Origin of the sequence: Hyphomicrobium album (assembly GCF_009708035.1) — a bacterium.
In the GTDB taxonomy this organism is placed as follows: domain Bacteria; phylum Pseudomonadota; class Alphaproteobacteria; order Rhizobiales; family Hyphomicrobiaceae; genus Hyphomicrobium_A; species Hyphomicrobium_A album.
On record NZ_WMBQ01000002.1, the window covers coordinates 72,638 to 98,665 of the forward strand.

Annotated in this window: 25 protein-coding genes, 2 pseudogenes and 1 riboswitch; of the genes and pseudogenes, 17 read left to right on the top strand and 10 right to left on the bottom strand. The window is 64.8% G+C overall.

Translation table 11 applies throughout. The annotated features are described in order from the left end of the window. Positions 1-55 precede the first annotated feature (55 nt). The gene (locus GIW81_RS12490; protein WP_154739721.1) at positions 56-346 is read right to left on the bottom strand and encodes a hypothetical protein; all 291 of its coding nucleotides are present in this window, start codon (positions 344-346) and stop codon (positions 56-58) included. Positions 347-518: 172 nt separating this feature from the next. Between GIW81_RS12490 and GIW81_RS12495 the strand changes: the two genes are divergently transcribed. Then, a complete protein-coding gene (locus GIW81_RS12495; protein ID WP_154739722.1) occupies positions 519-986 on the top strand; it encodes a DUF4112 domain-containing protein in 468 nt (155 codons plus the stop codon). Positions 987-995: 9 nt separating this feature from the next. Here the strand turns inward: GIW81_RS12495 and ppk2 are convergent, their stop codons facing one another. Beyond that, positions 996-1,877 carry a polyphosphate kinase 2 gene (gene ppk2, locus GIW81_RS12500; protein ID WP_154739723.1) on the bottom strand — a complete coding sequence of 294 codons (882 nt, stop codon included), beginning with the start codon at positions 1,875-1,877 and terminating at the stop codon, positions 996-998. A 138-nt stretch (positions 1,878-2,015) separates the two neighbouring features. On the opposite strand from ppk2, the gene GIW81_RS12505 reads away from it, so the two are divergent. The 8 genes and pseudogenes from GIW81_RS12505 (at position 2,016) to phoB (ending at position 10,334) form a co-directional block, all read left to right on the top strand. Then, the gene (locus GIW81_RS12505) at positions 2,016-3,374 is read left to right on the top strand and encodes an ATP-binding protein (RefSeq protein ID WP_229309285.1); all 1,359 of its coding nucleotides are present in this window, start codon (positions 2,016-2,018) and stop codon (positions 3,372-3,374) included. Between the two features lie 263 nt (positions 3,375-3,637). Continuing rightward, on the top strand, positions 3,638-4,702 hold the full coding sequence (locus tag GIW81_RS12510; protein WP_324615026.1) for a PstS family phosphate ABC transporter substrate-binding protein: 1,065 nt from the start codon (positions 3,638-3,640) through the stop codon (positions 4,700-4,702). An 89-nt stretch (positions 4,703-4,791) separates the two neighbouring features. Next, the gene (gene pstC / locus GIW81_RS12515; RefSeq protein WP_154739724.1) at positions 4,792-6,168 is read left to right on the top strand and encodes a phosphate ABC transporter permease subunit PstC; all 1,377 of its coding nucleotides are present in this window, start codon (positions 4,792-4,794) and stop codon (positions 6,166-6,168) included. A 25-nt stretch (positions 6,169-6,193) separates the two neighbouring features. Then, positions 6,194-6,631 (top strand): annotated as a pseudogene (locus GIW81_RS19100) (DUF3333 domain-containing protein); the annotation flags it as partial. A gap of 558 nt (positions 6,632-7,189) precedes the next feature. Continuing rightward, a pseudogene (gene pstA, locus GIW81_RS19105) lies at positions 7,190-7,996 on the top strand (phosphate ABC transporter permease PstA); the annotation flags it as partial. 38 nt (positions 7,997-8,034) lie between these two features. After that, a complete protein-coding gene (gene pstB, locus GIW81_RS12525) occupies positions 8,035-8,823 on the top strand; it encodes a phosphate ABC transporter ATP-binding protein PstB (protein WP_229309403.1) in 789 nt (262 codons plus the stop codon). An 89-nt stretch (positions 8,824-8,912) separates the two neighbouring features. Next, positions 8,913-9,623 carry a phosphate signaling complex protein PhoU gene (gene phoU, locus GIW81_RS12530; RefSeq protein WP_154740745.1) on the top strand — a complete coding sequence of 237 codons (711 nt, stop codon included), beginning with the start codon at positions 8,913-8,915 and terminating at the stop codon, positions 9,621-9,623. 24 nt (positions 9,624-9,647) lie between these two features. After that, a complete protein-coding gene (gene phoB / locus GIW81_RS12535) occupies positions 9,648-10,334 on the top strand; it encodes a phosphate regulon transcriptional regulator PhoB (RefSeq protein WP_154739726.1) in 687 nt (228 codons plus the stop codon). 85 nt (positions 10,335-10,419) lie between these two features. On the opposite strand, the gene GIW81_RS12540 is transcribed toward phoB, so the two are convergent. Then, entirely contained in the window at positions 10,420-10,965 is a 546-nt protein-coding gene (locus GIW81_RS12540; RefSeq protein ID WP_154739727.1) for a GcrA family cell cycle regulator, read from the bottom strand. Between the two features lie 717 nt (positions 10,966-11,682). Here GIW81_RS12540 and GIW81_RS12545 point away from each other — a divergent pair. From GIW81_RS12545 to GIW81_RS12555, 3 genes are read left to right on the top strand one after another with little or no spacing between them, the layout of a single operon-like run. Next, positions 11,683-12,849 (top strand): aspartate aminotransferase family protein, encoded by a 1,167-nt coding sequence (locus GIW81_RS12545; protein ID WP_154739728.1) that lies wholly within the window; start codon positions 11,683-11,685, stop codon positions 12,847-12,849. A 29-nt stretch (positions 12,850-12,878) separates the two neighbouring features. Further along, positions 12,879-13,826: an ornithine carbamoyltransferase gene (gene argF / locus GIW81_RS12550; RefSeq protein ID WP_154739729.1), complete on the top strand. Its 948-nt coding sequence runs from the start codon at positions 12,879-12,881 to the stop codon at positions 13,824-13,826. Next, positions 13,826-14,797, top strand: a complete 972-nt coding sequence (locus GIW81_RS12555; protein WP_154739730.1) for an Hsp33 family molecular chaperone — start codon at positions 13,826-13,828, stop codon at positions 14,795-14,797. The genes argF and GIW81_RS12555 overlap by 1 nt, the downstream gene beginning before the upstream one ends. A 291-nt stretch (positions 14,798-15,088) precedes the next feature. Here GIW81_RS12555 and GIW81_RS12560 read toward each other — a convergent pair whose 3' ends face one another. From GIW81_RS12560 to GIW81_RS12575, 4 genes are all read right to left on the bottom strand, one after another. Further along, a complete protein-coding gene (locus GIW81_RS12560) occupies positions 15,089-15,433 on the bottom strand; it encodes a c-type cytochrome (RefSeq protein ID WP_229309286.1) in 345 nt (114 codons plus the stop codon). Between the two features lie 160 nt (positions 15,434-15,593). Beyond that, positions 15,594-16,769 carry an acetylornithine deacetylase gene (gene argE, locus GIW81_RS12565; RefSeq protein WP_154739731.1) on the bottom strand — a complete coding sequence of 392 codons (1,176 nt, stop codon included), beginning with the start codon at positions 16,767-16,769 and terminating at the stop codon, positions 15,594-15,596. Positions 16,770-16,779: 10 nt separating this feature from the next. After that, on the bottom strand, positions 16,780-17,172 hold the full coding sequence (apaG, locus tag GIW81_RS12570) for a Co2+/Mg2+ efflux protein ApaG (protein WP_154739732.1): 393 nt from the start codon (positions 17,170-17,172) through the stop codon (positions 16,780-16,782). Between the two features lie 92 nt (positions 17,173-17,264). Beyond that, positions 17,265-18,476 (bottom strand): O-succinylhomoserine sulfhydrylase, encoded by a 1,212-nt coding sequence (locus tag GIW81_RS12575; RefSeq protein WP_154739733.1) that lies wholly within the window; start codon positions 18,474-18,476, stop codon positions 17,265-17,267. An 80-nt stretch (positions 18,477-18,556) separates the two neighbouring features. Further along, a riboswitch (SAM riboswitch) is annotated at positions 18,557-18,635 on the bottom strand. A 126-nt stretch (positions 18,636-18,761) separates the two neighbouring features. Here GIW81_RS12575 and GIW81_RS12580 point away from each other — a divergent pair. Then, on the top strand, positions 18,762-19,787 hold the full coding sequence (locus GIW81_RS12580; RefSeq protein WP_154739734.1) for a 2'-deoxycytidine 5'-triphosphate deaminase: 1,026 nt from the start codon (positions 18,762-18,764) through the stop codon (positions 19,785-19,787). A gap of 79 nt (positions 19,788-19,866) precedes the next feature. After that, on the top strand, positions 19,867-20,178 hold the full coding sequence (locus GIW81_RS12585; RefSeq protein WP_154739735.1) for a hypothetical protein: 312 nt from the start codon (positions 19,867-19,869) through the stop codon (positions 20,176-20,178). Positions 20,179-20,183: 5 nt separating this feature from the next. Here GIW81_RS12585 and GIW81_RS12590 read toward each other — a convergent pair whose 3' ends face one another. Further along, complete coding sequence (locus GIW81_RS12590) at positions 20,184-21,911, bottom strand: histone deacetylase family protein (RefSeq protein WP_154739736.1); 1,728 nt, start codon at positions 21,909-21,911, stop codon at positions 20,184-20,186. Between the two features lie 245 nt (positions 21,912-22,156). After that, positions 22,157-22,819 (bottom strand): pyridoxamine 5'-phosphate oxidase family protein, encoded by a 663-nt coding sequence (locus GIW81_RS12595; protein WP_154739737.1) that lies wholly within the window; start codon positions 22,817-22,819, stop codon positions 22,157-22,159. 165 nt (positions 22,820-22,984) lie between these two features. On the opposite strand from GIW81_RS12595, the gene GIW81_RS12600 reads away from it, so the two are divergent. From GIW81_RS12600 to GIW81_RS12610, 3 genes are all read left to right on the top strand, one after another. Continuing rightward, a complete protein-coding gene (locus GIW81_RS12600; protein WP_154739738.1) occupies positions 22,985-23,383 on the top strand; it encodes a hypothetical protein in 399 nt (132 codons plus the stop codon). An 84-nt stretch (positions 23,384-23,467) separates the two neighbouring features. Next, positions 23,468-23,872 (top strand): hypothetical protein, encoded by a 405-nt coding sequence (locus tag GIW81_RS12605; protein ID WP_154739739.1) that lies wholly within the window; start codon positions 23,468-23,470, stop codon positions 23,870-23,872. Positions 23,873-23,895: 23 nt separating this feature from the next. Continuing rightward, complete coding sequence (locus tag GIW81_RS12610) at positions 23,896-24,309, top strand: hypothetical protein (protein ID WP_154739740.1); 414 nt, start codon at positions 23,896-23,898, stop codon at positions 24,307-24,309. A gap of 38 nt (positions 24,310-24,347) precedes the next feature. Here the strand turns inward: GIW81_RS12610 and GIW81_RS12615 are convergent, their stop codons facing one another. Continuing rightward, positions 24,348-25,913: a S1C family serine protease gene (locus GIW81_RS12615; protein WP_195930550.1), complete on the bottom strand. Its 1,566-nt coding sequence runs from the start codon at positions 25,911-25,913 to the stop codon at positions 24,348-24,350. Between the last annotated feature and the right edge of the window lie 115 nt (positions 25,914-26,028).

The following is a 26,028-nucleotide window of genomic DNA, read 5'->3' on the forward strand; positions in this document are numbered from 1 at the left end:
CTGCCGCTAAGGCGCAGTAAACCTTGCTGTCGCAACAGGCTAAGTGCCGGACGCCTCAGGTTTTCTCGCGCAAGAGCACGATCGGATAGGCGAGAACCGCCAGGATGATGCGGGCGATGATCGTGAAGAACATCAGTAGAAGCTGACGTTCCTCGAGAAGGAGTTGCAGCCAAATGTTGTACTTGGCGTCGAGCCCCGTGCCGGTGATCACCGCTTTGAAGCTGCGTGCCCAGTCGAGCATCGTCGACAGGGTTTCGGGAGAGTAGATGGCGACGAATGCCATCAGCAACGCGCCGAGAATGAGCGAGAAAACGATGTTGCCGACGGACAGAAGAATACGCAGCACGGGAAATCCCCTCGATCGGCGCCCTGACCCCAAGGGGTCAACCTAGCACCCTGCTCTCCGCCACGAAACAGGCCTAACACTGTGGGTACATGCGTACCTATATGGAACCGCGGCGGCGGGCCGCCGGTTGGGCAGGCGACCGCGCAGTTTCCAATTTGGAGCATGGATTTAGATGGCCTACGTGAACCCCGGCGCCCCTGGCACCTTCGAGCGCGTCGAGAAGCTCGAACGGCGCAAGGTGGAGGCGGCGCTGGCGCGTCTCAACATGGTGGCGCGGACGATGGATTCGCTGTTCGCCATTCCGGGGACACGGCTGCGGCTCGGCGTCGATAGTGTCATCGGCCTGGTGCCGGTGGTGGGCGACATCGTCGCCCACGCGGTCGCCGCCTACCTCATCTGGGAGGCGAAGCAGCTCGGCGTCTCCAAGTTGACGCTCTGGAGGATGGTCGGCAATACGCTCATCGATACGGTCGTCGGCGCGGTGCCGCTTGTCGGCGACGCCTTCGACGTCGTCTTCAAGGCCAACATGAAGAACATGCGGCTCCTGCAGCGGCACCTGGAGAAGCAGGGTTATCAGATGGCCGCGCCCGGCGCCGGCTCCGGTCCGATCATCCAGGGGGACTACCGGCGCGTCGCCTGAGCGCGGGTCTCAGTCCGCTTTGAAGTAGGTGGGGCCGGTGCCGACGATGTTGGCGTCGGGCTCGCCGACCGCGCGCGCGTCCTTGCCGGCATAGTCCGAGTGGAACAGAACCCAGCGAATGGTTTCGAGGCGGGCGCGGCGCTGGTCGTTGGCGCGCACGATGATCCACGGCGCGAGCTTGGAGCTCGTGCGCTTGAAGATGTCATCCTGCGCGCGCGTGTAGTCGCTCCACTTGTCGATGGCGGCGAGGTCGACGTCGGTGATCTTCCAGCGCTTGAAGGGATCGTGCCGGCGCTCATGGAAGCGCATGAGCTGCATGTCGCGGCCGATCACGAGATAGAACTTGAAGAAGGCGAAGCCGTCGCGCACGAGCAGCGCCTCGAAGTCGGGCACGTCGCGCAGAAACGCCTCCGTCTGCGCCGGCGTGCAGAAGCCCATGACCCGCTCGACACCGGCCCGGTTGTACCAGGAGCGATCGAAGAGGACCATGTCGCCGGCAGTTGGGAAGTGGCGGACGTAGCGCTGGAAGTACCACTCGCCGCGCTCGACCTCGTTGGGCTTCGACAGGGCGACGGAGCGCGCGTGTCGCGGATTGAGCCGTTCCAGGAAGCGGCTGATGCAGCTCCCCTTGCCCGACGCATCACGCCCCTCGAACAGGGCGAGGAAGCGGATCGCCTTGTCCTCGATGTGCGCCTGCAGCTTCAGAAGCTCGAGTTGCAGGTCGGCCAGCTGCTCGCTGTAGACCTTCTTTTTCAGCTCCTCGTCGTAAGGGTAGCCGCCCGAAGTGAGCGCGTGCTCGGCGATTTCCTCCGGCAGCTCGGGGTTGCCGATGTCGAACGCATAGGGCTTTCCGGCTTTGTCCTTACCGCTCTTACCGTTCTTGGAGCTCATGGTCGACGTCCCGTTTCTGCCTCAACCCGCATTGTAAGGTGAATCCGATGACGTGCGCCTGTCATGTTTGAAAGGCGTTATGATCCCGACTAAGTAGCTTTCATGCTCTCTACGAACGATCCCGAGCCGGAAGAGAAAATGTCCCTGGTCACGGCGTTGAGCAACGTGCGCTGGGCGGAGCGCCGCGCCGAGGCCGAGGCGTGGAGCCGCGGGGCGTTGACCGCGGGTCGCCGGCGGCTTGCTGCGCGGTGGATGCCGGTGGGCGCGGCGGTCGGAATTCTGCTTGCGCTCGTGGTGGTCGGCTCGTTGAGCGGTTGGGCGGCGCTGGCCTCGGTCCTGGCGCTACTCTTCGCGGCATCGATCTGGCCGTTGGATTCGAGCGGTATCCTCGGCGCCATTGCCGGCAACGCACCGCCCGCGGTGGGCGTGCGTCAGGGCGAGTCGGAGCGCACGACCTGGCATGCGGTCGTCGATGCCATTCCGACGGCAGCGCTCGCTCTCGATGCCGCGGGCACGCTGCTGCACCACAACCGGCTCGCCGCCGAGATGTTTCCGAAGATCCGCGACGGCCTGCCGATGAGCCAGGTGTCGCGCAGCCCGGATCTGCTCGTCGCCGTCGATCGGGCGCTGGCTTCCGACGAGGAGCGCATCGACGTCGAGCTCGTCGAGCGGGTGCCGGTGGAGCGGCGCGTGGCGGCGACGGTATCGCGGCTGGCACGGCCGGGACGGCCATATGCGCCGCAAGTACTCGTTACCTTTCGCGATTTGACCGAGCAGGACCGGCTCGGGCAGATGCGCGCGGACTTCATCGCCAACGCCAGCCACGAGCTGCGTACGCCGCTCGCTTCCCTGCGCGCCTTCGTCGAGACGCTGCAGGGTCCGGCGCGCGAGGACGCCAACGCCCGTACGCGCTTTCTGAAATTGATGGCGTTGCAAGCCGAGCGGATGACGCGGCTCATCGACGATCTCCTGTCGCTCAGCCGTGTGGAGATGCGCGTGCACTTGCCGCCGCGCGGCATCGTCGAGCTGAACGAGACGGCCTCCTACGTTTGCCAGTCGCTGGAGCCGGTGGCCGAGGCGGCCAAGGCCAAGGTCACCGTCATGCGGCAGGAGGCGCCGGCGCGCATTCGCGGCGATCGCGAGGAGGTGGTGCAGGTGCTGCAGAACCTCATCCAGAACGCCATCAAATACGGACGCGAGGGTGGCACGATCGAAGTGCGCGTCGGGCGTGATGCGCCGCGCGGCTCGGCTGTGGCCAAGGTGTGGGTGAGCGTCACCGACGAGGGACCCGGCATTTCGCCCGAGCATCTGCCGCGCCTCACCGAGCGCTTCTACCGGGTGAACGCCGCCTCGAGCCGCGAGAAGGGCGGCACCGGGCTCGGCCTCGCCATCGTCAAGCACATCCTCAACCGCCACCGAGGCGAGCTGCGCATCGCCTCGCGGCTCGGGGCGGGCTCGAGCTTCACGGCGAGCTTTGAGGAGCTCGGCTCCTCCTAAGGCGGCAAAAAACTCCGCGTGCGGATGCAACGCGATGGCCCGCGGGGCGTGTAACGCGCGCTGGGGCGCACGTGCCGACCGGGGTTAGGGCAAAAAACAGAAATCTTGAAATTCATACATAAGTTCCAAGCAATTAACCTGTCACGAAAGTATTGCTAGGCTGGTCTATCAAACGGCCACGGCGCAAGGGCGCCGAAGCGGGGGGAGGTCCGCGAGTGTGGTTTCGACTGCACAACCCCGTAATCCAGCATTAGGAGATCAGTGTGAGCAAAAAGCTTATCGCCTGCACGGCGGCGGCGGCCGTCGTTGGCACGTTTGCGTTCGCCGGCACGGCCGTTGCCCGCGACCAGATCCGCGTCGTCGGTTCTTCGACGGTTTATCCTTTCACTACGGCGGTTGCTGAGCAGTTCGGCAAGTCCGGCACCGGCAAGACCCCGGTCGTCGAGTCGACCGGTACCGGCGGCGGCCTGAAGCTGTTCTGCGCCGGCGTCGGCCCTGACCACCCCGACATGGCCAACGCCTCTCGCGCCATCAAGAAGAGCGAGTACGAGGACTGCCAGAAGAACGGCGTCAAAGACATCGTCGAGCTTAAGGTCGGCTTCGACGGCATCGTTATCGCGAACGCCAAGGACGGTCCGGCCCTCAACCTGACGCAGGACCAGGTCTTCCGCGCCCTCGCCAAAGAAATCGCTGGTCCGGACGGCAAGCTCATCGCCAACCCGAACAAGACCTGGAAGGACGTTGACGCTTCGCTCCCCGACGAGAAGATCGAGGTCCTCGGTCCCCCGCCGACCTCCGGCACGCGCGACGCCTTCCTCGAGCTGGTGATGGAGAAGGGCGCCGAGAAGAGCGATGCCCTCAAGGCCATCAAGGAAGACGACAAGAAGAACAAGACCAAGAACTTTGAGAAGATCTGGAAATCAGTTCGTGAGGACGGCGCCTGGATCGACGCCGGCGAGAACGACAACCTCATCGTCCAGAAGCTCGAGGCCAATCCGAAGGCCGTCGGCGTGTTCGGGTACTCCTTCCTTGAGGAGAACACGGCGAAGATCAAGGGCGCCACTATCGGTGGCATCGAAGCGAACTTCGACAACATCGCGGGTGGCAAGTATCCCGTGTCGCGTCCGCTGTTCGTCTACGTGAAGAAGGCGCACGTCGGCGTGATCCCCGGCATCAAGGAGTTCGTCGCCGAGTACATCTCCGAGAAGGCCATGGGCGAGGAAGGCTATCTGTCGAAGAAGGGCCTGATCCCGCTTCCGTCTGATGAGGCCGCCAAAACGGCCAAGACGGGCGCTGATCTCGCTTCGATGTCGGGTCCGAGCAGCTAGGTTGCCACGATAGGACTGAGCCGGCGCGGCAATGATGCCGCGCCGGTGCCGCTCAGTCCTCGCTATTCTTCGACGTCGGCGGGACGCGTATGAGCGCGATTTATCTTCTTTCACTCGTGGCCATAGCGGTCGTGGGGTACTTGTTCGGTCGCATGCGCGGCTCGAGCTTCTATAGCAGCGGTGTGTTGCCCCACTCCTTGCCGTCGTATCACGGCTGGTTCGTTGCCATCTCGGCAGCGCTGCCGATGCTGCTCCTCTTCATCATTTGGTCGATTGCAGCGCCCAAATTTATCGAGGCGCGGGGATTGGCCGAGTTGCCCGCCGCCATGCAGCCGACCGACGATCTATCGCGTGCGACCGTGGCCCGCGAGCTGCAAAACGCGGTGACCGGCGGCGGCCTGACCGAGCAGGCAAGTCCCGAGATCCGACACGCGGCTGAGACCATGCAGTGGTTGTCGTCCGCTAGCGGATGGGCACTGCTCGCTGGCGGACTTGCCGTCGGGGCTATCGGTTTCTGGTGGGCGACGTCGCAACAGCGACCGCAGTTCCGTGCGCGCAATGTCGTCGAACGGGTCGTGGTATGGGTGCTGATAGCGTGCTCTGTAGTGGCGGTCCTAACCACGCTCGGCATCGTATTTTCGGTGCTATTCGAGACGTTGCGTTTTTTCAGTAAGTATCCCTGGTACGACTTTCTCTTCGGGACGCAGTGGTCACCGCAGATCGCCATGCGCGCAGACCAGGTTGGTCAATCTGGCGCCTTCGGATTTCTTCCGCTGTTTGTCGGAACGATGCTGATTACCGTAATCGCCATGCTTGTGGCGGGACCGATCGGTCTGTTTGCCGCGATCTACATGGCCGAGTACGCATCTCCGCGCTTCCGGGCAACAGCCAAACCGATCCTTGAGATCCTCGCCGGTGTGCCGACTGTCGTGTTCGGCTTCTTCGCGGCGCTCACTGTGGCCCCGCTTATCCGCGATCTGGGCGCCGCGGTAGGCCTCAGCGTAGCTTCCGAGTCCGCGCTGGCCGCCGGTCTCGTCATGGGCGTGATGATCATTCCCTTCGTTTCTTCACTTTCCGATGACGTGATCAATGCCGTGCCGCAGTCCTTGCGCGATGGCTCCTACGCCATGGGCGCTACGCGGTCGGAGACGATCAGGCAGGTCGTCCTGCCAGCCGCGCTATCGGGCATTGTCTCGGCGATGATGCTGGCCATTAGCCGCGCCGTGGGCGAAACCATGATCGTGGTGATGGCTGCGGGTCTTGCCGGCAACCTGACGTTCAACCCGCTCGAAGCGGTGACCACGATCACCGTGCAAATCAAAACGCTTCTCGTCGGCGACCAGGAGTTCGACAGCGTCAAGACACTGTCGGCATTCGCCCTCGGGTTCGTCCTGTTCTTCTTCACTCTCACGCTCAATGTGATCGCGCTGCGCATCGTCGAGAGATATCGAGAGCAATATGACTGATACCACTGTCTCAGGCTCGGCTCCTATGCAGCGTCGCCTCGATGTCACATCTGATGCTGCGCGCGCACGCGTTGCACGGCGCTACCGAAGCGAGCGGCGCTTCCGGCTTTATGGGCTGGCGGCAATCTTGTTTGCCGCAGTGTTTCTGCTCGCGCTCCTAACCGACATCTTCATAAAGGCCATGCCGGCCTTCACCCAGTCGGAGCTAGCGCTCAGCGTCATGGTGTCGAGCGATCTCGTCGACCCGCAAAAGATTGCGGCCGGCGACTTCGACAAGATCGTGCGCGAAGGGCTTTACGCCCTGTTCCCGCAGATGCAGAGCCGGACCGAGCGCCGCGCACTTCAAGACGTACTTTCGTCCGGTGCCGCGGACGACCTGCGCCGCATGGTTATCGCGAACCCGGCCCTTATTGGGCAACGGATCACAGCGCCAGTGCTTCTTAGTGCCGACGCAGATCTCTACCTCAAAGGCATTTCCACTGACATCCGCGTGCTGTCGGGTGCCGGCGAGGCAACCCCGAGCGCGACTGCGGGCAAGGTGACGGTGTTTTCCACCTCCAATGCCTTTGCCGACCAGCTATTGGTCGTCAAACAAATGCTGGCCAAAAATGCCGAGCGGCAGACGCACGAGGCGGACCGTCTCAGTACCATCGTGCGTTCGATGGACGCCGACCTGAAGGCGGCGCTTACGCGGCTCGATGAGGCGCGCAAGGTGAACGATGGTCCGCAGATTTCGGCGCTGGAGTCGCGTGCAAAGTCCTTGCAGAGCGACAAGGCGCGGCTCGAGGGGCAGGTGGGTGATCTGCGCGGTAAAGCTGACGCATTGATGCAGCGGCATGCCGGCCTGGGGGTTACGGAACAGCTGACGTCCGATATGCCGTCAGTCCTCATCGTCATCAACGGCGGCGTGATCAAGGCTGCCGCCGTGGGTGGGGACCGTGTCGAAGGCGACGTACTCATTCCTTTGGATTCGGTTGCTGGCGCCGCCGCCGGGCAGTGGCAGCAGGTCGTCGTCGCCACGCCGGAGACCAGCCGCAAAATTCGGGATCCGAGCATCGCCATTCTCCAAGAGCTGAAAGGGAAGGGGCTCGTCAGGAGCGTCCCCAATCTCTCGTTCTTCGAGCAGGGAGATAGCCGGGAGCCTGAGCTTGCGGGCGTCCTCGGTGCCCTCGTCGGCTCGGCGCTGACGATGTTGATCACACTTGCACTCTGCCTACCGATCGGCGTGCTAGCCGCCATTTATCTCGAGGAGTTCGCTCCCAAGAACTGGATCACGCACATTGTTGAGGTGAACATCAACAATCTGGCGGCGGTACCGTCGATCGTGTTCGGCCTGCTTGGCCTTGCGGTGTTCCTCAACTTCTTCGGCCTACCGCGCTCGGCGCCGCTGGTCGGAGGGTTGGTGCTGGCGCTTCTCGTTCTGCCCACCATCATCATCGCCAGCCGTGCCGCTTTGAAGGCGGTTCCCCCCTCCATTCGCGAGGCGGCGCTTGGCGTCGGTGCATCCAAGCAGCAGGCGATCTTTCATCACGTGCTGCCGCTGGCGATGCCAGGCATCCTTACTGGAACCATCATCGGCATGGCGCACGCGCTCGGTGAGTCTGCGCCGCTGCTTCTGATCGGCATGGTCGCCTTCATCGTCGACGTGCCTGGTAGCTTCACGCAAGCGGCGACCGTCCTCCCGGTTCAGATCTTCCTCTGGTCGGATTTGCCAGAGGTCGGTTTTCAGGCAAAGACCGCGTTCGCCATCATCGTGCTCCTCCTGTTCTTGTTCGTCATGAACGGATTGGCCATTTGGCTGCGCAAAAGGTTTGAGCGTCGCTGGTGACAGCGCTAACACTCGAGGCGAATATGGACAGTATGGTTATGCAGCATTCGGAGGCTTCCTCCGTCACCGCGCCGCCGAAGGTGGTAGCCAAGGACGTGAATGTCCATTACGGGGAGAAGCACGCCCTGCAGAACGTTTCGGTCGAGATCCCCGACCGCGCCGTGATGTCCTTCATCGGCCCCTCTGGCTGCGGCAAGTCGACGTTCCTGCGCTGCATCAACCGGATGAATGATACGGTCGCCAGTGCGCGGGTGACCGGAAGAATTACGATCGACAACCAGGACATCTACGACAAGAGCCTCGACGTGGTGCAGCTGCGCGCCCGCGTCGGCATGGTGTTCCAGAAACCAAACCCGTTCCCCAAGTCGATTTTCGAGAACGTCGCTTACGGCCCGCGGATCCACGGGATGAGCCACTCGAAGGCCGACATGGAGGAGATCGTACATACGAGCCTCGGGAAGGCCGGCCTTTGGAACGAGGTGAAGGATCGCCTCGATGATTCCGGCACCAGCCTCTCAGGCGGCCAGCAGCAACGCCTGTGCATCGCCCGCGCCATCGCCGTCAATCCCGACGTCATCCTCATGGACGAGCCGTGCTCGGCCCTCGATCCAATCGCCACCGCACGCATCGAGGAACTGATCGACGATCTGCGCAAGAACTTCTGCATCATCATCGTCACCCATTCGATGCAGCAGGCGGCGCGCGTGTCGCAGCGCACGGCCTTCTTCCATCTCGGCATCCTGGTCGAGGAAGGCGCCACGCCCGATATCTTCACCAGTCCCAAGGACAAGCGCACCCAGGATTACATCACAGGACGGTTCGGCTGATGCTGCGCACCCTCTTCGGCCGCCAGGCCGCGCAGCCCGCCAAGCCCGCCCCCGAAATCCGCCCGACGCGTTCGGCAGGAGACAAGCCCATGAATGAGCACACCGTAAAATCCTACGAAGAAGAGTTGGCGTTGCTCGACAAGAAGATTGCCCAAATGGGTGGCCTCGCCGAGCAGTTGCTTGGCCAGTCGCTCGGCGCGTTGGAAAAGCGCGATCCCAAGCTCGCCGAGGAAGTCGTCGCCTCCGACCGGCAGATCGACAATCTCGAGCGCGAGATCGAGGAGCAGGTCATCTCGATGGTGGCCCGCCGCCAGCCGATGGCCGACGACCTGCGCCACATTATGGGCGCCCTGCGCATCACTACGGACCTCGAGCGCATCGGCGACCTCGCCAAGAACATCGCCAAGCGCGCGCTGGCGATCGCCGATGAATCGCACCCCAAGCCGCTGATGTCGGGCATCCGCCACATGGTGGAGCTGGCGTTGCATCAGTTGAAGGAAGTGCTCGACGCCTACGCCGAGCGCGACGCCGACAAGGCGCTCGCCGTGTGGCGCGAGGACGCGCAGATCGACGCGATGTACAACTCGCTGTTCCGCGAGCTCCTGACCTACATGATGGAGGATCCGCGCAATATCGGCATCTCCACGCATCTGCTGTTCGGCGCCAAGAACGTCGAGCGCGTCGGCGATCACACCACCAACATCGCCGAGACGGTGCACTTCCTGGTGCGCGGCTTCAACATCGCCGACGATCGTCCCAAGGACGATCAGACCAGCTCGACGCTGATCTCCGGCAGTTGATGAGAGGGAGGCAGGGCAATCGGAATGTCCGCTAAGGTTCTCATTGTCGAGGACGAGGCGCCGCTCGCTGAGATGCTGCGCTACAATCTCGAAGCCGAAGGTTTTCGCGTCGCCCATGCCGAGACCGGCGAGGAGGCGCTCATCCTACTCGAGGAGGAGCGTCCCGATCTCGTCGTGCTCGACTGGATGCTCCCGGGCGTGTCCGGCATTGAGCTTTGCCGGCGCCTGCGCTCCAAGTCGGACTCGCGCAACGTGTCGATCCTCATGCTCACCGCGCGCGGCGAGGAGAGCGATCGCATTCGCGGCCTGTCGACAGGGGCCGACGACTACGTCGTCAAACCGTTCTCGCTGCCGGAGCTGATGGCGCGCGTGAAGGCCATCCTGCGCCGCACGTCTCCTGACCGCGTCGCCGAAGTGCTGAAGATCGGCGACATCGAGCTTGATCGGGCGGCGCACCGCGTGATGCGCGGGTTGCGCCAAGTGCGCCTTGGACCTACCGAGTTCCGCCTCCTCGAGTTTCTGATGGAAAGCTCGGGCCGGGTGCTGTCGCGCACGCAGCTGCTCGACGGCGTGTGGGGCCGCGACGCCTTCGTCGACGAGCGCACGGTCGACGTGCACATCGGCCGGCTGCGCAAGGCGCTCATCCGCGGCAACGAGCGCGATCCAATCCGCACCGTACGCTCCGCGGGCTACGTCTTCGGCGAAGCCTGACACTCCCTCCCTGCCGGCCAAAAAAGAGCGCCGAGCTCATCGCCCGGCGCTGTTGGCTAGTTGCCGAGATTGGCGCGTTGACCGCTTAAGCGGTTTCTTTGCGCTGAATGACGTCGAGAGCGCCGCCCATCGCCGGCTCCACCACCTCGCGCTCGCGGCGGCGAGCTTGAGGCGGCTGGAACGCACGGCGGGCATGAAACTCGCAGTAGGGCAAGCCGGGAACCTTGTCCTTGCCGCAGAAGTGGAAGTCGGCCATTTGCGGGTCGCCGATCGGCCAGCGGCAGCTGCACTCGAGCAGCGTCGGGATGGTTTTGCGCTCGGCGAGCGGGATGACGATCTCCTCCACCGCGGGCATGTAGGGTTCTTGCTGCTCCTGGTAGAGCGCCCGGAACGCGGGGTTGCCGGTGGCGGAAAAACGGGCCTTCGCCATGCGCTTCGACGCCATCCGCGGGCGCGGGCGATGGCTCTTCATGCGTGAGGTGGTGGCGCGACCGGAGAGGCCGAGCCGGTGAACCTTGCCGATCACCGCGTTGCGCGTGACGCTGCCGAGGCGTCCGGCGATTTGGCTGGCGCTCAGGCCTTCGCCCCAGAGCTTTTTCAACAGCTCCACGCGCTCATCCGTCCAAGCCATAAAGTCTCGCTCCCTGAGCCACAGGGGCGCGCGCAAGCCGAGGCGCACACCGATTGTCAATCGGGACAGACAGGGGACGCGACCGCGCAGTGCGAGACGCACTACGGCGAACGCGACAAGCCAATGCCTGGCCGGTTACGGGACGCTGTTACTGGGATGACGCGAACTGATTGACGCTTGACGCGAAGCGCATATTCGACAGGGCGAGCAACTGCTTCGCCGATGCGCGTCGTGGCTACTCGAGCGAGTGTCCCGCATTAAGCGCGAGACCTCGTGCCGCGACGGAGGGAAACCTACAACAGGCAGAATTGGGCCTACAAGATCAGAGATCTGGCGCGTCGGGCATCCAACGGGACAGGTGGTATATTCGCAACATGCAATGTCGCGCCACGTGGCCCAATTGCCCATCGATGCTGGGGCCGGAGGCTCCCCCGCCCGGTTTCCACAATGAGCCATCCCCAAGTGTGAGTTGCGGAAGGCGCAATTGACCGATGGACGCGCGAAAGGGGTCCCGGAGTTGACGGAAAACACTCATTCCGTTGACAGAAAAGCACCTCGCGCGTATCTACAGCCGTTCCAGGGCCGCCGCGGAGGTGGCCTTTTTTGATTTCAGCGACGCTTCGCTGCTTGAGGGTGGGCTGACCGATGTCCGCATCCTTGGCGGCCTCGGAATCCTCAACCAAGGCTGCTCCTACAACCGGCCCTTCGCCGGCCGTTATGGGTACTTACGCGCGCCAGAACCTCGTTTTCGAGCGTGGGGAGGGGGCGTGGCTCATCACGCCGTCGGGCGACCGCTATCTGGATTTCGCGTCCGGCATCGCCGTCAACGTGCTCGGGCATGCGCACCCACGTCTCGTCGCCGCGCTCACCGAGCAGGCCGGCAAGCTGTGGCATACCTCCAACCTCTACCGCGTCGAGGGGCAGGAGCGGCTTGCCGAGCGGCTCGTCGCCTCGACGTTCGCCGACAGGGTGTTCTTCTGCAATTCGGGCGCCGAGGCGTGCGAGGCAGCGATAAAGGCGTCGCGGCGCTACCAGTTCGTGAGCGGCAAGCCAGAACGCTGGCGGATCATTACCTTTACGGGCGCCTTCCACGGCCGCACGCTGGCGACCATCGCCGCCGGCGGCAACGCCAAGTATCTGGAGGGCTTCGGTCCCGCGGTCGAAGGCTTCGACCAAGTTCCGTTCGGCGATCTCGAGGCGGTCGAGCAGGCGATCGGGCCCGAAACGGCGGCGATCATGATCGAGCCCACGCAGGGCGAAGGCGGCGTCAACGTGGCGAGCGCCGAGTTCCTGCGGGCGCTACGCGCGCTGTGCGACAAGCACGGGCTGCTGCTGGTGTTCGACGAGGTTCAGTGCGGCATGGGCCGCGCGGGCACGCTGTTCGCCTATGAACTCGCCGGCATAACCCCCGACCTCATGCCTATCGCCAAGGGCCTCGGCGGCGGCTTTCCGCTGGGCGCGCTGCTCGCCACCGAGGAGGCGGCGAAGGCGCTGACGCCCGGGACGCACGGCTCGACGTTCGGCGGCAATCCGCTCGCTACGGCGGTCGGCTATGCGGTGCTCGATGCGGTTCTGGAGCCTGGCTTTCTGGAAGGCGTGCAGCAGAAGGCCCTGCGCCTGAAACAGGGCCTTGCAAGCATAAAAGACGCCCATCCCGATCTCGTCGAGGAAGTGCGCGGCCAGGGCCTGCTCGCCGGCATCAAGGTGAAAGTGGCACCCGCCGAGGTCGTCAAGGCGGCGCTCGGCGAGAAGCTGCTCGTCGCCGGCGCCAGCGACAATGTCGTGCGTCTTCTGCCGCCCCTCAATATCGCCGACGAGGAAATCGCCGAGGCGATGGAACGCTTGTCGCGCGCGCTGGGTCGCGTCGCGGCGCCCGCCACCTAAACCAGTATTCTTCAGCCGGCCGGAGTGCCATGGCAACGAAATCGCAAACCACTAGACAGCCGAGACATTTTCTCGACCTCGACGCGCTCGAGCCGAAGACGCTGCGCACCATCATCGACATGGCGCACGCGATGAAGAGGGCGGGCAAGCGCACGCCGGCAAAGTTCAAGCCCGACGAGATCGCCGAATCGACGCTGGCGATGATCTTCGAGAAGCCATCGACGCGCACGCGCGTGTCGTTCGACGTCGCCATGCGCCAGCTCGGCGGCCAGACGCTGTCGCTCAACAACAGCGACTTGCAACTCGGCCGCGGAGAATCCATCGCCGACACGGCGCGCGTGCTGTCGCGCTACGTCGACGCGATCATGATCCGCGCCAACTCGCACGAGACGCTGCTCGACCTTGCCGAGTACGCGACCGTTCCGGTGATCAACGGCCTGACCGACAAGAGCCATCCCTGCCAGGTCATGGCCGACATCATGACCTTCGAGGAGCACATGGGCCCCATCAAAGGCCGCTCGGTGGCCTGGGTCGGCGACGGCAACAATGTCGCCGTGTCGTGGATGCACGCTGCCGTGCGCTTCGGCTTCGAGCTGCGCATCGCCACCCCCGATGCACTTCGCCCGGAGGAGGCGGCGGTCGACTGGGGCAAGCGCGAGAAGGGCGCCATCAGCTATACGTCCGATGCGGCGAAAGCCGTGCGTGGCGTCGATTGCGTCGTCACCGATACCTGGGTGTCGATGGGGCAAACGGATGCGGCGCGCCGCAAGAAGATGCTCGAGCCCTACGCGGTCGACGCCAAGCTCATGAGCAAGGCGGCCGACGGCGCCATCTTCATGCATTGCCTCCCCGCCTACCGCGGCAAGGAGGTGACGGCGGACGTCATCGACGGTCCCCAGTCGGTCGTGTTCGACGAGGCGGAGAACCGGCTGCATGCGCAGAAGGCGATCCTCGCCTGGTGTCTCGGAGTTTCTTGATGGCGGGAACGGTCGCAACGACGGAGACGCCGAAGAAACCGAGCGACGACCTCGTGCTGCCGTTCCGCACCGTGCGTTCGGGCGTCATCGGCCGTCTCGTGCGTCTCGGGGCAGCCGTCGACGAGATCCTCTCGCATCACGCCGCGCCGGAGCCGGTGTCGCAGACGCTTGGCGAGGCCGTGGCGCTGACGGCGATGCTGGGCACGGCCCTTAAGATCGACGGCAAGCTGACCCTGCAGACCAAGACGGACGGGCTGCTCGATTTCCTCGTGGTCAGCTACGAGTCGCCGGGGCGCCTGCGTGCCTACGCGCGCTACGACAAGAAGCGCGTCGGCGCCGGCGATGCTATCGCGCAGGGCGCGCTGCTCGGCGAGGGACACCTCGCCATTACCATCGACCCGGGCGAGGACATGGAGCGCTACCAGGGCATCGTCGCGCTCGATGGCGAGGGTGTCGGCGACGCCGCGCTCAGCTATTTCCGCCAGTCCGAGCAGCTGCCTTCGTTCATCCGCCTCGCCGTCGCCCGCCACTACACGGCCGGTGAGAACGGTGCGCCGGGGCGCTGGCAGTGGCGGGCCGGCGGCTTGATGATCCAGCACCTGCCGAGCGCCGGCGGCACCAATACGGATCTCGAGGAAGCCTTCGAGAGCGACGAGCCGGACAGCGAGGAGGACGACGACTGGGAGCGCACGCGCATCCTGGCGTCGACGGTCGAGGATCACGAGCTGCTCGATCCGACCCTGGCGCCCGAGCGGCTGCTGTACCGGCTGTTCCACGAGGAAGGCGTGCGGGCTTTCCCCGCGGCGGCGATCGAGGCCTACTGCCGGTGCTCGCGTGAGCGCGTCGCGGCGTTCCTGAAGAGCTTCGGCGCGGCCGAGCTCACCGACATGCGCGAGCCGGATGGGTCGATCAGCGTGACGTGCGAGTTCTGCACCAAGACCTACAAGTTCGCGCCCGACGAGTTCGGCTAGCCCGCACGTTTGGGATCGCGTCCCCCTCAAAGTCATTCCCGCGCAGGCGGGAAGCCAGCCGCGCATATCGCTGGATCCTGACGCCGGCGGGAAGCGCAGCGGCGATCTGACGGCCCATTCGATCGGCTAAGTGCCCTGGGTCCCCGCCTGCGCGGGGATGACGGGGAGGCTCGGATAGCCTGCGCCATCCCCAACGTCATTCCAGCGTCATAGCGAAGTCATGCTCCGCATGGACGGGAGAGGTCGGCTGGACGCGCGTAGCGCGACAGCCGGGTGCGGGATTGCTGGCAGCTACTTCAGCGTCTTCAGGTAGTCGACGATCTTCTTGCGCTCGCCGGCGTCGGCGACGCCGCCGAACGGCTTCATGCCGTTGCCGTTCACGACAGCCTCGGGATTGGCGATGAACTTGTCGAGGTTGGCCTCGTCCCAGGTGATGCCGGAGCTTTTCATCGCCGAAGAGAACGCGAAGCCTTCGACGGAGCCGGCCTTGCGGCCGACGATGCCGTGCAGCGTCGGACCGAGGCGGTTGTCGCCTTCCTTGAACGAGTGGCAGGTGCGGCAGGCGTTGTTGTAAGCGACCTGGCCGTCGTCGCCCTGCTCCTCGGCGGCGAGCGCCGGAGCGAAAGAAGCGAGCAAAGCCAAGGTGCTAAAAAGGGTTTCGCGGAATGCGGGCCGGTTCACAGCGAGCCTCCATTATCGTTCGACTTAATCCGATACGGTCATAAGTCGAACGGCTTGCCGAAAGTTCCCGGCAAACTTTGGAAGCGCGCTGAACAAGACGTGATGCTGCCGTGCGTCAGCGCACCGCCGAGCCGTGCTCCGCCCAGTCGCCGAGACGCCCGAGGAAAGCGCTGCACTTGTCGATCTGGTCCTTGGCGATCCACTCGTTGGCAGTGTGCGCCTGCGCGATGTCGCCCGGGCCGATGACGACCGAAGGCGAGCCGGCAACCTGGAAAAGTCCGGCTTCGGTCGCGTACGAGACGGCGTGCGTCTCGTTCTGCCCGGCAAGTTTCAGCGCGAGTGCCACGGCCTCGGACTGCGGGCCGGCAGCGAATGGCGGAACCTGGTTGGCGATCACCATGTCGATGCCGGCTTCGGGTGCGACCTTGCGCATCTCTTGCACGCACACGTTGTTGGCGAAGGCGCGGACGCGCCCGTCGATGGCGGCAATGTCGACGCCGGGAATGGCGCGCACGTCGAAGTCCAGGCGGCATGAGACGGGCACAATGTTCGTCGCAGTGCCGCCGTCGATGCGAGTCACCTGTAGCGTGGCGTAGGGCGGATCGAAGCGCGGATCCTGCGGGCGCAGCTTCAATTCGTGCTCGATGTCGGCCAGCTCGCGCAGAATTTTGCCAGCGATCGCGATGGAATTGACGCCGAGCGGCGCCATGCTCGAGTGCGCCGCGCGGCCCTTGATGTGGACGTGCCAGCGCACGGGGCCTTTGTGGGAATCGACGACGCTCATCGACGTCGGCTCGCCGACGAACACCATGCGCGGCTTGACGAGGCGGGTGCCGAACTCGGCGATCATCGGGCGCACGCCGAGGCAGCCGATCTCCTCGTCGTAGGAGAAGGCGAGGTGGATCGGCACGGTGAGCGGGCGGCGCAAGAAATCCGGCACCGCCGCGAGCACGCAGGCGAGGAAGCCCTTCATGTCGGCGGTGCCGCGCCCGTAGAGCTTGCCGTTGCGCTCGGCGACGATGAATGGATCGGTTGTCCATTGCTGGCCGTCCACGGGCACGACGTCCGTATGGCCCGAGAGCGCGACGCCGCCCGCATGCGCGGGGCCGACGGTAGCGTAGAGACCGGCCTTGCGGCCATCGGCGGAGGGCACGATTTGGCTCACCACGCCGTGCTGTAAGAGGTAGTCCTCCACGAAGCGGATGAGCGGCAGGTTCGACTTATGGCTGGTGGTGTCGAAACCGACGAGTCGCGCCAGCAGCTCCGTCGCCGAGTAGCTCGGTCCGCTCATTGGTGGCTCGCTAGTTGACGCTGCGCACGGCGAAGGGGCTGTCGAGAGAGAACGCCGGAATGGCGACGTCGAACAGCTCTCCCTTTTCGTCGGTCATCTGATAGCTGCCGACCATGATGCCGGACGGCGTGCGCAGCGGACACCCCGACGTGTAGCTGAACGAGGCGCCCGGCTGAATAACCGGCGTCTCGCCGACCACGCCCGGGCCACGCACCTCTTGCGTTTGCCCTGCGCCGTCGGTGATCAGCCACACGCGCGAGCGGAGCTGCACCGTCTCGTCGCCTTCGTTGGCGATGTCGATGGTATAGGCCCAAAAGAACTCGCTCTCGTCCGGGGACGACTGATCCTCCAGATATTGCGGGGTCACGCGGATGCGGATGCCGCGGGTCACAGCTTCGTACATTTGCGGCAAATCTCCTCGCGCCGGGCAAAAGCGGCGCAACGGCGCGGATTCTAAGCGCCCGGCGCGCCGGGTCAATGCGCTGCGCGTCGTGATTAACGGCGCACTGCGGCGAGTCCGGCGTCGAGGTCGGCCGCGAGATCCTCGAAGGCTTCGAGGCCCACGGACAGGCGCAGCAGACCGTCGCCGATGCCCAACTCGGCACGCGCCTCCGGCCCGATCCGGTAGTGCGTCGTCGTGGCCGGATGGGTAATGAGCGATTTGGCGTCGCCCAGGTTGTTGGAAAGCTTGATCAGGTTGAGCGCGTTCTGCAGCTTGAACGCCGCCGCCTTGCCGCCCTCGACCTCGAAGGCGATCATCTGCCCGCCGCCGGTCATCTGCTTCTTGGCGATGCCCGCCTGCGGGTGGTCGGCACGACCGCAATAGAAGACGCGCGTGACGCCCTTCTGGGCCGCCAGGTGATCGGCGAGCCTTGCCGCCGTTGCCGTCTGCGCCTTGACCCGAACCGGCATCGTCTCCAGGCCCTTGAGCATGACCCAGGCGTTGAACGGGCTCATGGTGGGGCCGGTCTGGCGCAGGAACTCCTGCAGGTGGTTGGTCACGTAATCCTTCGAGCCGAGCACCGCGCCGCCGAGACAGCGGCCCTGGCCGTCGATGTGTTTGGTGGCGGAATAGACGACGATGTCGGCCCCGTGCTGCAGCGGCCGCTGGAATAGCGGCGTGGCGAACACGTTGTCGACGACGACGAGGGCGCCGGCGTCATGCGCAATCTTGGAGACGGCCGCTATGTCGACCAGCTCCAGCGTCGGGTTCGAGGGCGTCTCGAAGAAGAACATCTTGGTATTCGGCCGCACGGCCTTCTTCCAGGCGTCGAGGTCGCGCCCGTCCACCAGTGTGCAGCCGATGCCGTAGCGCTGGCTGAGCGTCTCGACGATATAGCGGCAGGCGCCGAACAGGGCGCGCCCCGAGACGATATGGTCGCCGGCCTTGAGGTACGACATGACCGCGCCGTTCACGGCCGCCATGCCGCTGGCGGTGGCGCGGGCATCCTCGGCGCCCTCGAGCAGGCGCACGCGCTCCTCGAACATGGCGACCGTCGGATTGCCGAAGCGGCTGTACTGGAAGCCCGGGTCCTCGTTCTTGAAGCGCGCCTCGGCCTGCTCGGGGCTGTCGTAGACGAAGCCCTGCGTCAGGAACATGGCTTCCGAGGTCTCGCCGAACTGCGAGCGCAGCGTTCCGCCGTGCACGAGCTGCGTCTCGCGTGCCCACTGTTGCGGGTCTGCCGGCCCGTTCTTCTTGCTTGCCATGCGCACTTCCTCCAGGGCTCCCGCCCAACAAAAAACCCGGCCAGCCGATGCGGCGCCCAAAAAAGGTGGCCGCGCTCAAGCTCCGGGTGCGCACGGCCCTTTTAGCGAGTTGTTTTACGTGGCTGCAAGCCGGCCGGCCAAATGACCACGAGGTAGAAGCGGGGATTACTCCCGCTTGAAGCTTGGCGTCAAGGCCTGCTTGCTCTAAGCGACAAAGCAGTGCTTGGCGGTAGGGGTTTAACGAAGATGGCTAAGCCCGAGCTTAAAGCTCCGAGGTCTGCACCGATGGCGCCCGCCGAGGGCATCCTGCCGTCGCAGGCGATCCGTGCCCTCATCGTCAGCGAGGAGGTGAAGCTCGCCGAGCCGCTGCTGCCCAACCAGCTGCAGCCCGCGAGCCTCGACCTGCGTCTGGGCAACATCGCCTACCGGGTGCGGGCGAGCTTCCTGCCGGGTCGGGGCGAGCGCGTTTCGACAAAGCTCGACGATCTGCAGCTGCACGCCATCAGCCTGTCGCAGGGCGCCGTGCTCGAGACCGGCTGCGTCTACGTCGCGCCACTTCTGGAGAGCCTGGCGCTGCCTGACGACCTGTGCGCGGCGACGAACCCGAAGAGCTCAACGGGACGCCTCGACGTTTTCACACGCGTCATCGCCGACGGCGTCTCCGCCTTCGACACGATCCCGGCGGGCTACAAGGGGCCGCTGTTCGCCGAGATTTGCCCGCAGACCTTCTCCGTCGTCGTACGCAAGGGCTCGCGCCTGTCGCAAATCCGCTTCCGCGCCGGCAGCAGCGAGGCGCGGCCGGTGCAGGATATTCCCCTGTCGGTCGATCTCGCGGGCGACAAGGACGGTCTCGTCGGCTACCGCGGCAAGCGCCACACGGGCCTCGTCGATGTCGATGCGGTCGGCGCCTGCTCGACGCTCGACTACTGGGAGCCGATCTATGTGCGCGGCAAGAAGCGGCTGATCCTCGATCCGGATCAGTTCTACATTCTCGCCTCGAAGGAATCCGTGCAGGTGCCGCCCGACCAGGCGGCCGAGATGGTGCCCTTCAATCCTCTGGTCGGCGAGTTCCGCGTGCATTACGCGGGCTTCTTCGATCCGGGCTTCGGGCATGCCGAGGCCGGCGGTGCCGGCTCACGCGCCGTGCTCGAGGTGCGCTCGCACAAGGTGCCATTCATCCTGGAGGACGGGCAGATCATCGGCCGCCTCGTCTACGAGAAGCTCACCGCGACGCCGGAGCTGATCTACGGCCGCGACCTCGCCTCGCACTACCAGGCGCAGGGCTTGAAGCTTTCCAAGCACTTCAAGTAATCCACAAGTTGCCGTTCGTTAAAGGTGCGCCGCTAGGCTGCCGGCGGCGCTTTCCGTGCGCCGTTGCCGAGGGCGCACCATGCAAAGCATTTTCGAGATCGATCCGTGGCTGGCGCTGGGCGTCGTCGTGGCGACGGCGCTGACCGACGCGGTCTACGTCATGTTCACCAACTCGGTCATCGCCCGCAAGCGCGTCGCCGCCGCTAATTGGAGCAGCCTCTGGTACACGCTCTCCTCGTTCGCGGTGATCAGCTACACCAACAACTGGGCATACGTGGTGTTCGCGGCCGCCGGCTCGTGGATCGGCGCCTATGTGACCATGACCTTCCTGCACGGCGCGGGCGGCAAGCCGCCGGCGCCGCTCGCCCCCGAGACTGCCCCGCCGGCCTGATCGGCTCAAACGTGCCAGGCCTCGACGATGCCGCGGAAGAAGGCGTGCGAGCCTGAGCGCAGGTTGCCGAGCGAGTAGCCGCCCTCCTGCACGATGAGCGTCGGCAGCCCGAAGCGGCCAATGCGCTTGCCGATGCGGTGCATGCCCTGATTGGTGACGGCGAACGAGCCGGTCGGATCGCCGCGCATGATGTCGAAGCCGATCGACAGCACGAAGAATCGCGGCTTGAAGGTTCGAACCACGCCGAGCGCTCGTTCCAGCAGCGCCAGGTAGCGCTCGTCGTCGACGGGCGGCTCGGTGGGGAAGTTGTGATTGAAGCCGAGCCCGGCCCCTTCGCCGCGCTCGTCGCTGTAGCCGGAGAAGTTGGGATAGGCGTGGCTCGGGTGGCCGTGGATCGACACTGTGAGCACGTCGTCACGGGCATAGAAGATGTCCTGGCCGCCGTTGCCGTGATGGTAGTCGATGTCGAGCAGCGCCACCTTGCCTTGGCGCGAGAGATAGTTCGCGGCGATCGCCGAATTGTTGAGGAAGCAGAAGCCGCCGTAGATGCGCCGCTCGGCGTGGTGCCCGGGCGGCCGGCAGAGCGCGTAGGCAAAGCGCTCGCCGTTGGCGACCAGCGTGGCGGCGGTGAGCGCGACGTTCGCCGCGTCCTTGGCGGCGGTGAACGAGTTCTGCGTCAGCGGCGTGAACGTGTCGGCGCAGAAATAGCCGGCGCGGTCCTCCAGCGCGCGTGGCACGCGGTCGGGGCGACGGATCGGGAACACTTCCGGGTAGATGATCGCCTTCGGGTCGAGCCGCTGGCCCATCGCCTTCAGGTAGCCGACCAGCGCCGGCGTATGCACGGCGGTGAGATGGTCCTCGCTGAAGTTGCGCGTCGGCACGCGCTCGATCGGCAGCCCTTCGAGGCCCTTGAGGATGGAGGTGACGCGCACCGGGCGCTCCACGTAGCCCTTCTCGCGCAGGTGGTGGATCATGTGGCGCTCGGAGACGACCATCTTGATCGGCAGCAGGTACTTCGCCTTGGTGGGCGCGGCGCGCTCCGGCTGGGGACCGAGCGCTTCCAGCTTCACCGGATTGTCGGTGAACGAGCGGACGATGCGCATGACGAAAGGGTCGTCGTGCTCGAACGCGTACTGATCGACGAGGATGTTGCGTACGACGACGCGCGCGTCGCGCTGGGGCAGTTGCGACTTGCGGCCGAGCGGATCGTAGAGAAGCGTCGTTAGGAAGCCGTCGTTACGCGGGTTGGCTTCGACGTCCCACAGCGTGCCGGCGACCTTTTTCGCGTCGTAGCGGGCGTAGAAGCGCATGCGCCTGCGGTTGACCGCAACGCGCGTGCGGTCCTTCAGCTTCTCGGGCTCGACCGGCGGCACGTCGAGGAACAGCCCGCGCGCTCCACGCGCCGCCAGCAACTCGCGCAGCGCCTCGTAGAGCGCGATGCCGATGCCGCGCGCCGGCTTGCGCGGGTCCGAGGCGATGTACTGCAGGTAGCCGTAGTGGATGTCGGAGAAGTAGTAGACGAAGGCCAGGCCGGTGATGCGGTCGCGGGCGTCGGTCGACAACAGCAGGATCGGGTCGAAGCCGATCGTCCGCCGGTTGAGCAGCATGTGGGCGATGCGGTCGATGGCATCGGCCTCGTGCGGGAACGCCGTGCGAAACAGGTCGCTGGCTTCGGCGAAGCGGCGGCGGTCGACATCGGAAACGAGCTCGAAAAGCCGGCGGAAACGGATCATTCCGTTAGTCTATCCTTCACCCTGCGAGCCCGGCGCCCGGTGCATATCGAACGCGTGAGCTGCGCGGAAGCAGCAGTTGTCCGCCTGCGGCACGAGGTCCAAAGTCGCGCCGACGGATGCTCTGCCTGTGGGCTGAAGGTTCAGCTAACGGGCCAGGAATTATCGCGAATAACGCGCAAGGAGCCGCCTCGCAAAGAGGCGGGCACGCCGCCGGAGACCGCTCCGGCGGCGTTGCTGATTTGTGTTCAGGCCTTCTCGTCGCCGGTGACGACGCGGCCCATCCATTCCTCGATAGCGATGGTGCCGCCGGAGGCCGCCACCTGCTCCAGCTCCTTGGGGCGCAGCACGTCCTGGATGCCGTCGATCCGCTTCCACTCACAGACCGGCGTCTCGGCGTCGACTTGCGGCACGTAGCGCGAGGTCTTGAGCCGCTCGTAGCGGTGGATGTAGCGCGGGCAGTTCATCCACAACTCGGTCACCTTCACGCGCACGACGAGCTCCGCCTCCTTGTAGGTGGCGAGCTGCTCGGGGGCATCGGAGACCTCGGCCAGGCCCTGCACCCGCAGGCGGCACGGACGCTCGAAATCGATGAACAGGAAGCCGACGTGCGGGTTGGCTGTGATGTTGCCCATCGACAGGTACATGCCGTTGCCGTCGTAGCTGGGGAAGGTGAGGTGGGTATCGTCGATGGCCCGGACGAAGCCGGGGGCGCCCCCCTTGTAGGAGACGGTGGGCCGGCCTTGGCCGTCGACGGTCGTCAGGAAGAAGAAGTCGCGGCTCTCGATGAAGGCCTTCTCGTCCGGGCCGATCTCGGTCTTGAGGGCGATCTGCTCGATCCGGTCGGCCATGGGCCGCGACTGGAAGCGGTCCTGGAGGGCGCGGTGCGGGTCCTGGTAAAGCCGGCTCATGGGTTTGATTGTCCTCCCTTTATTGACTGGTTGTTGACCGGCATCTTGGCACGGGGCGCCGTCTGGCGCGACGGCCGTTTACGGCGCCGCCGGCTATCTCTTTTCCGCAGTCAGATCCAAGGATAAGAATTGTAGGATTGCGCACGTCCACCGAGGTTTTCCCGTATGTCATTTCGCTTCCTCGCTGTCCTCGCCGTTTGTCTTGCACCCGTGGTGGCCGCTGCGGAACAGGACCCAATCGTCGGCGTATGGGCGGGCGACATCGTGCAGGGTGACATCACTTTCCAGGCGCGCGTGGTTTTCGTCTCGCCGCGCGGCGGCGTAAGCCGGTATCCCACCTATTCGTGCGGCGGCATTCTCTCCGGCGATCGCAAGGGCGACGACTACGAATTCACCGAGACAATCACCTACGGCGGAACGGACGAAAAAGTGCAGGGCTGCATCCCCGGCTCCGTGCATGTCAGCGTCAACGGCGACAAGTTGAAGTTCGTGTGGAGCGGCACCGACAAAGGCGAGAACATTTCCGCCGAAGGCGAGCTGCGCCGCGTCAAGCGACGGCGATAATGGAAGGGGCGAGTAGAGGTGAGCACTAGAGCGCATATTGATGGCCATCGGCGCATGATCGGCGCGGTGCTCGGACTATTGACCATGGCAGCAGCGGCCAGCGCATCGCTCGCGCAGGACGTCGACGGCGTCGCAGGATCTCTGACGGACGCCATCGTCGGCACCTGGACGGGCACGGCGGCGGAGCCGGAGAAGGAGGCATACCAAGTGCGGCTGACGTTCGTCTCTCCCAAGGGGGGGATCGTCCGCTATCCCGGGGAAACACCTTGTGGAGGTATGCTCACGGGGGATCGCAAAGGCGACGACTACGAATACCAGGAGAGCATCAACTTCAACGGGCTCGACGAGCGAGACGACGGCTGCTTTGACGGGGTCATGCGCCTGTCAGTCGACGGCGACACGATGAAATTCGATTGGTCCGGGACGTTCGAGGGCCAGGAGCGTACGGCTACCGGCGAGCTGAAGCGGCAGAGCAGACGCGGTAGATAGAAGCCGTTCATGGAGGGTGCACTGTGCAGCGTTGTTTTCGCGTGATCGCCGGAGCAATGGCGTTTGTCGCGGCGCCCTGTCTCGCGGACGCGGCCGAAACCGATCCGATCGTCGGCACGTGGGTCTGTAGCGGCAGCCACGAAGGCAGAGAAGGCCAGTTCAATATGCGCCTGACGTTCGTCTCTCCGCGGGGCGGGATCAGTCGATATGTGGACATTCCGTGTGGCGGCGTCCTGGACGGCGGCCAGGACGGCGATGCCTACGAATTCACCGAGACGATCACGTTCAACGGGTCGGAAGAGCGCAGCGACAACTACTGCGTCAGCGGCAAGGTCCGGGTGACGGTCGATGGCAGGTCCATGACCTATGAATGGCTGCCGACGAACGAGCCTGCCCCGCCCAGGGCGTCCGGGACGCTCAAGCGCGTAGGCCGCTAGACGGGCGGCGGCTGAGGCCGCCGCGCCCGCCCGCGTCATCACTGCTGCTGCTTTTCGACGAACTTGGCCTTGAGGCAGGGCGCCAGAACCTGATCGGCGCCATTGAGTGAAAAGGTCTCGTCGAGCTCCACCTTCGGCTCCTCAAAGGTGACGACGCTGCCGACGCTGAGTTTTCCAATCATCTCCTTGAGCCAGCCACGCGTGTTGAGGTTCTCGACGTGCTTCTTGCCAGCCGTGAGGTCGGCGCCGTCGGTCTTCAAATCGAGTTGTAGCGGCTCGGAAAAGGCATCGATCGTCATCTGCACGCCGCGCGTACCCGTCCAGCGGTCGCGCTTGCCTTTGACCTCACCGAGGAGGACGACGCCGTCCCCGGGGCTTGGTCCGGTGATATCGCAGGCGACGACGAGGGCGGCACCCTTTTCGTTGGTGACCATCGCCATCCAGACGCCTTTGTCCTTCTCGCCAGCGCGCCAGACGCCGGGGGCCGAGGCCGTGCGGCAATCGTCCTGGGCTTTGTTCCGGGCGCGGTCGAACAGTGTGCGACGAACCTTGAGGCTTTCGACAGCGAGGGCTTCCTCGACGTTCTTGGCGCAGGTCTTGTCGAAGTCACATGGGGTGTTGATGGCACAGCGCCGGAATTCCTGAAACGCTTCTGTCTCCTTCTGCTCGGTGCACCGCGGCTCGGAAGCGGTCACGCGCACATCGATATCGGCCTGGCGCGCGTTGGCGAGCTCCGTCGAGACACGTCTTGTGTAGCGTCCCTTGCAGAGGTTGCGGTCGCACGGGCGCGCCTTGATGCAAGCGGCAAAGCGGTCGAACACCGCGGCTTCGGTCTCTTTGGTCGTGGCCGGTGCGACGTCGTTCTTCGCCTCGATGCCGGGCGTGCAGGGCTTGTCGACGCTGGTGAATGGAATGAGGTTTTCCTTCAGCATCGCCTCCAGCTCGCGAATATCGACGGCGAAGAAGATGCCCTGCGCGAAGTCCGATTCCTTGGGGAGCGTGCGCAGCGTGTTGATGCCGATGACGCGCCCGCATTCATCGAACAGCGGGCCGCCGCTGTTGCCTGGATTGATGACCGCGGTGTGCTGGATGAGTTTGGCGCCGCCCAGAACCGTCGCGTTCGACACGACGCGAGCCACGGTTCCCACAGAGTAGGAGGGCTCGAAGATGATGTTCGGCAGCACGGCTCCGCCGGTTATGGCATCGGCGGCGCTGGGATAGCCGATGGCAGTCACTTTCGCCGGAGGGTCCGTATCGTAATTGGCCAACACCACGGGCTCGCCGAAGATGTCGAAGGCCGTCTCAACGATGGCCAGGTCCTTTTCCGGATCGGTCGTGACAACCTGGGCCGGGACGGCGGTCGGCTTGCCGGCGGCCAGGAACGTGACGTAGATCGTCTTGGCGCCGGCAATGACGTGGTTGTTGGTTACGATGGTACGGCGGTCATTGATGATGAAGCCGGTCCCCTGCTGCACGCCCTGGCCGGTATCAACCTCGAGGCGCACGACGCTCTCGCGCACCTCATCGCGGTCAGAGAAGGATATCGCGGCGCCGGGGTGGCTCGATCCGAGTAGAGCGGCCGCAGCCAGAAGCGTCGAAAGCACGCTATACATCTTGCCGCAAAACGACCCGCGCATCCGAAACCCCTTAAAAAATATCCGTGTCCAGATTGCCAAACTTGCTTGCGTTCAACAAGCGCGAGTGCACTGCGGCGCCCCC

Coding starts and splice junctions, on each gene's coding strand:
- GIW81_RS12495 (WP_154739722.1), top strand. CDS start 519: ATGGCCTACGTGAACCCCGGCGCCCCTGGCACCTTCGAGCGCGTCGAG.
- ppk2 (WP_154739723.1), bottom strand. CDS start 1,877: ATGAGCTCCAAGAACGGTAAGAGCGGTAAGGACAAAGCCGGAAAGCCC.
- GIW81_RS12505 (WP_229309285.1), top strand. CDS start 2,016: ATGTCCCTGGTCACGGCGTTGAGCAACGTGCGCTGGGCGGAGCGCCGC.
- pstC (WP_154739724.1), top strand. CDS start 4,792: ATGAGCGCGATTTATCTTCTTTCACTCGTGGCCATAGCGGTCGTGGGG.
- pstB (WP_229309403.1), top strand. CDS start 8,035: ATGCAGCATTCGGAGGCTTCCTCCGTCACCGCGCCGCCGAAGGTGGTA.
- phoU (WP_154740745.1), top strand. CDS start 8,913: ATGAATGAGCACACCGTAAAATCCTACGAAGAAGAGTTGGCGTTGCTC.
- phoB (WP_154739726.1), top strand. CDS start 9,648: ATGTCCGCTAAGGTTCTCATTGTCGAGGACGAGGCGCCGCTCGCTGAG.
- GIW81_RS12540 (WP_154739727.1), bottom strand. CDS start 10,965: ATGGCTTGGACGGATGAGCGCGTGGAGCTGTTGAAAAAGCTCTGGGGC.
- GIW81_RS12545 (WP_154739728.1), top strand. CDS start 11,683: ATGGGTACTTACGCGCGCCAGAACCTCGTTTTCGAGCGTGGGGAGGGG.
- argF (WP_154739729.1), top strand. CDS start 12,879: ATGGCAACGAAATCGCAAACCACTAGACAGCCGAGACATTTTCTCGAC.
- GIW81_RS12555 (WP_154739730.1), top strand. CDS start 13,826: ATGGCGGGAACGGTCGCAACGACGGAGACGCCGAAGAAACCGAGCGAC.
- argE (WP_154739731.1), bottom strand. CDS start 16,769: ATGAGCGGACCGAGCTACTCGGCGACGGAGCTGCTGGCGCGACTCGTC.
- apaG (WP_154739732.1), bottom strand. CDS start 17,172: ATGTACGAAGCTGTGACCCGCGGCATCCGCATCCGCGTGACCCCGCAA.
- GIW81_RS12575 (WP_154739733.1), bottom strand. CDS start 18,476: ATGGCAAGCAAGAAGAACGGGCCGGCAGACCCGCAACAGTGGGCACGC.
- GIW81_RS12580 (WP_154739734.1), top strand. CDS start 18,762: ATGGCGCCCGCCGAGGGCATCCTGCCGTCGCAGGCGATCCGTGCCCTC.
- GIW81_RS12585 (WP_154739735.1), top strand. CDS start 19,867: ATGCAAAGCATTTTCGAGATCGATCCGTGGCTGGCGCTGGGCGTCGTC.
- GIW81_RS12590 (WP_154739736.1), bottom strand. CDS start 21,911: ATGATCCGTTTCCGCCGGCTTTTCGAGCTCGTTTCCGATGTCGACCGC.
- GIW81_RS12595 (WP_154739737.1), bottom strand. CDS start 22,819: ATGAGCCGGCTTTACCAGGACCCGCACCGCGCCCTCCAGGACCGCTTC.
- GIW81_RS12600 (WP_154739738.1), top strand. CDS start 22,985: ATGTCATTTCGCTTCCTCGCTGTCCTCGCCGTTTGTCTTGCACCCGTG.
- GIW81_RS12605 (WP_154739739.1), top strand. CDS start 23,468: ATGGCAGCAGCGGCCAGCGCATCGCTCGCGCAGGACGTCGACGGCGTC.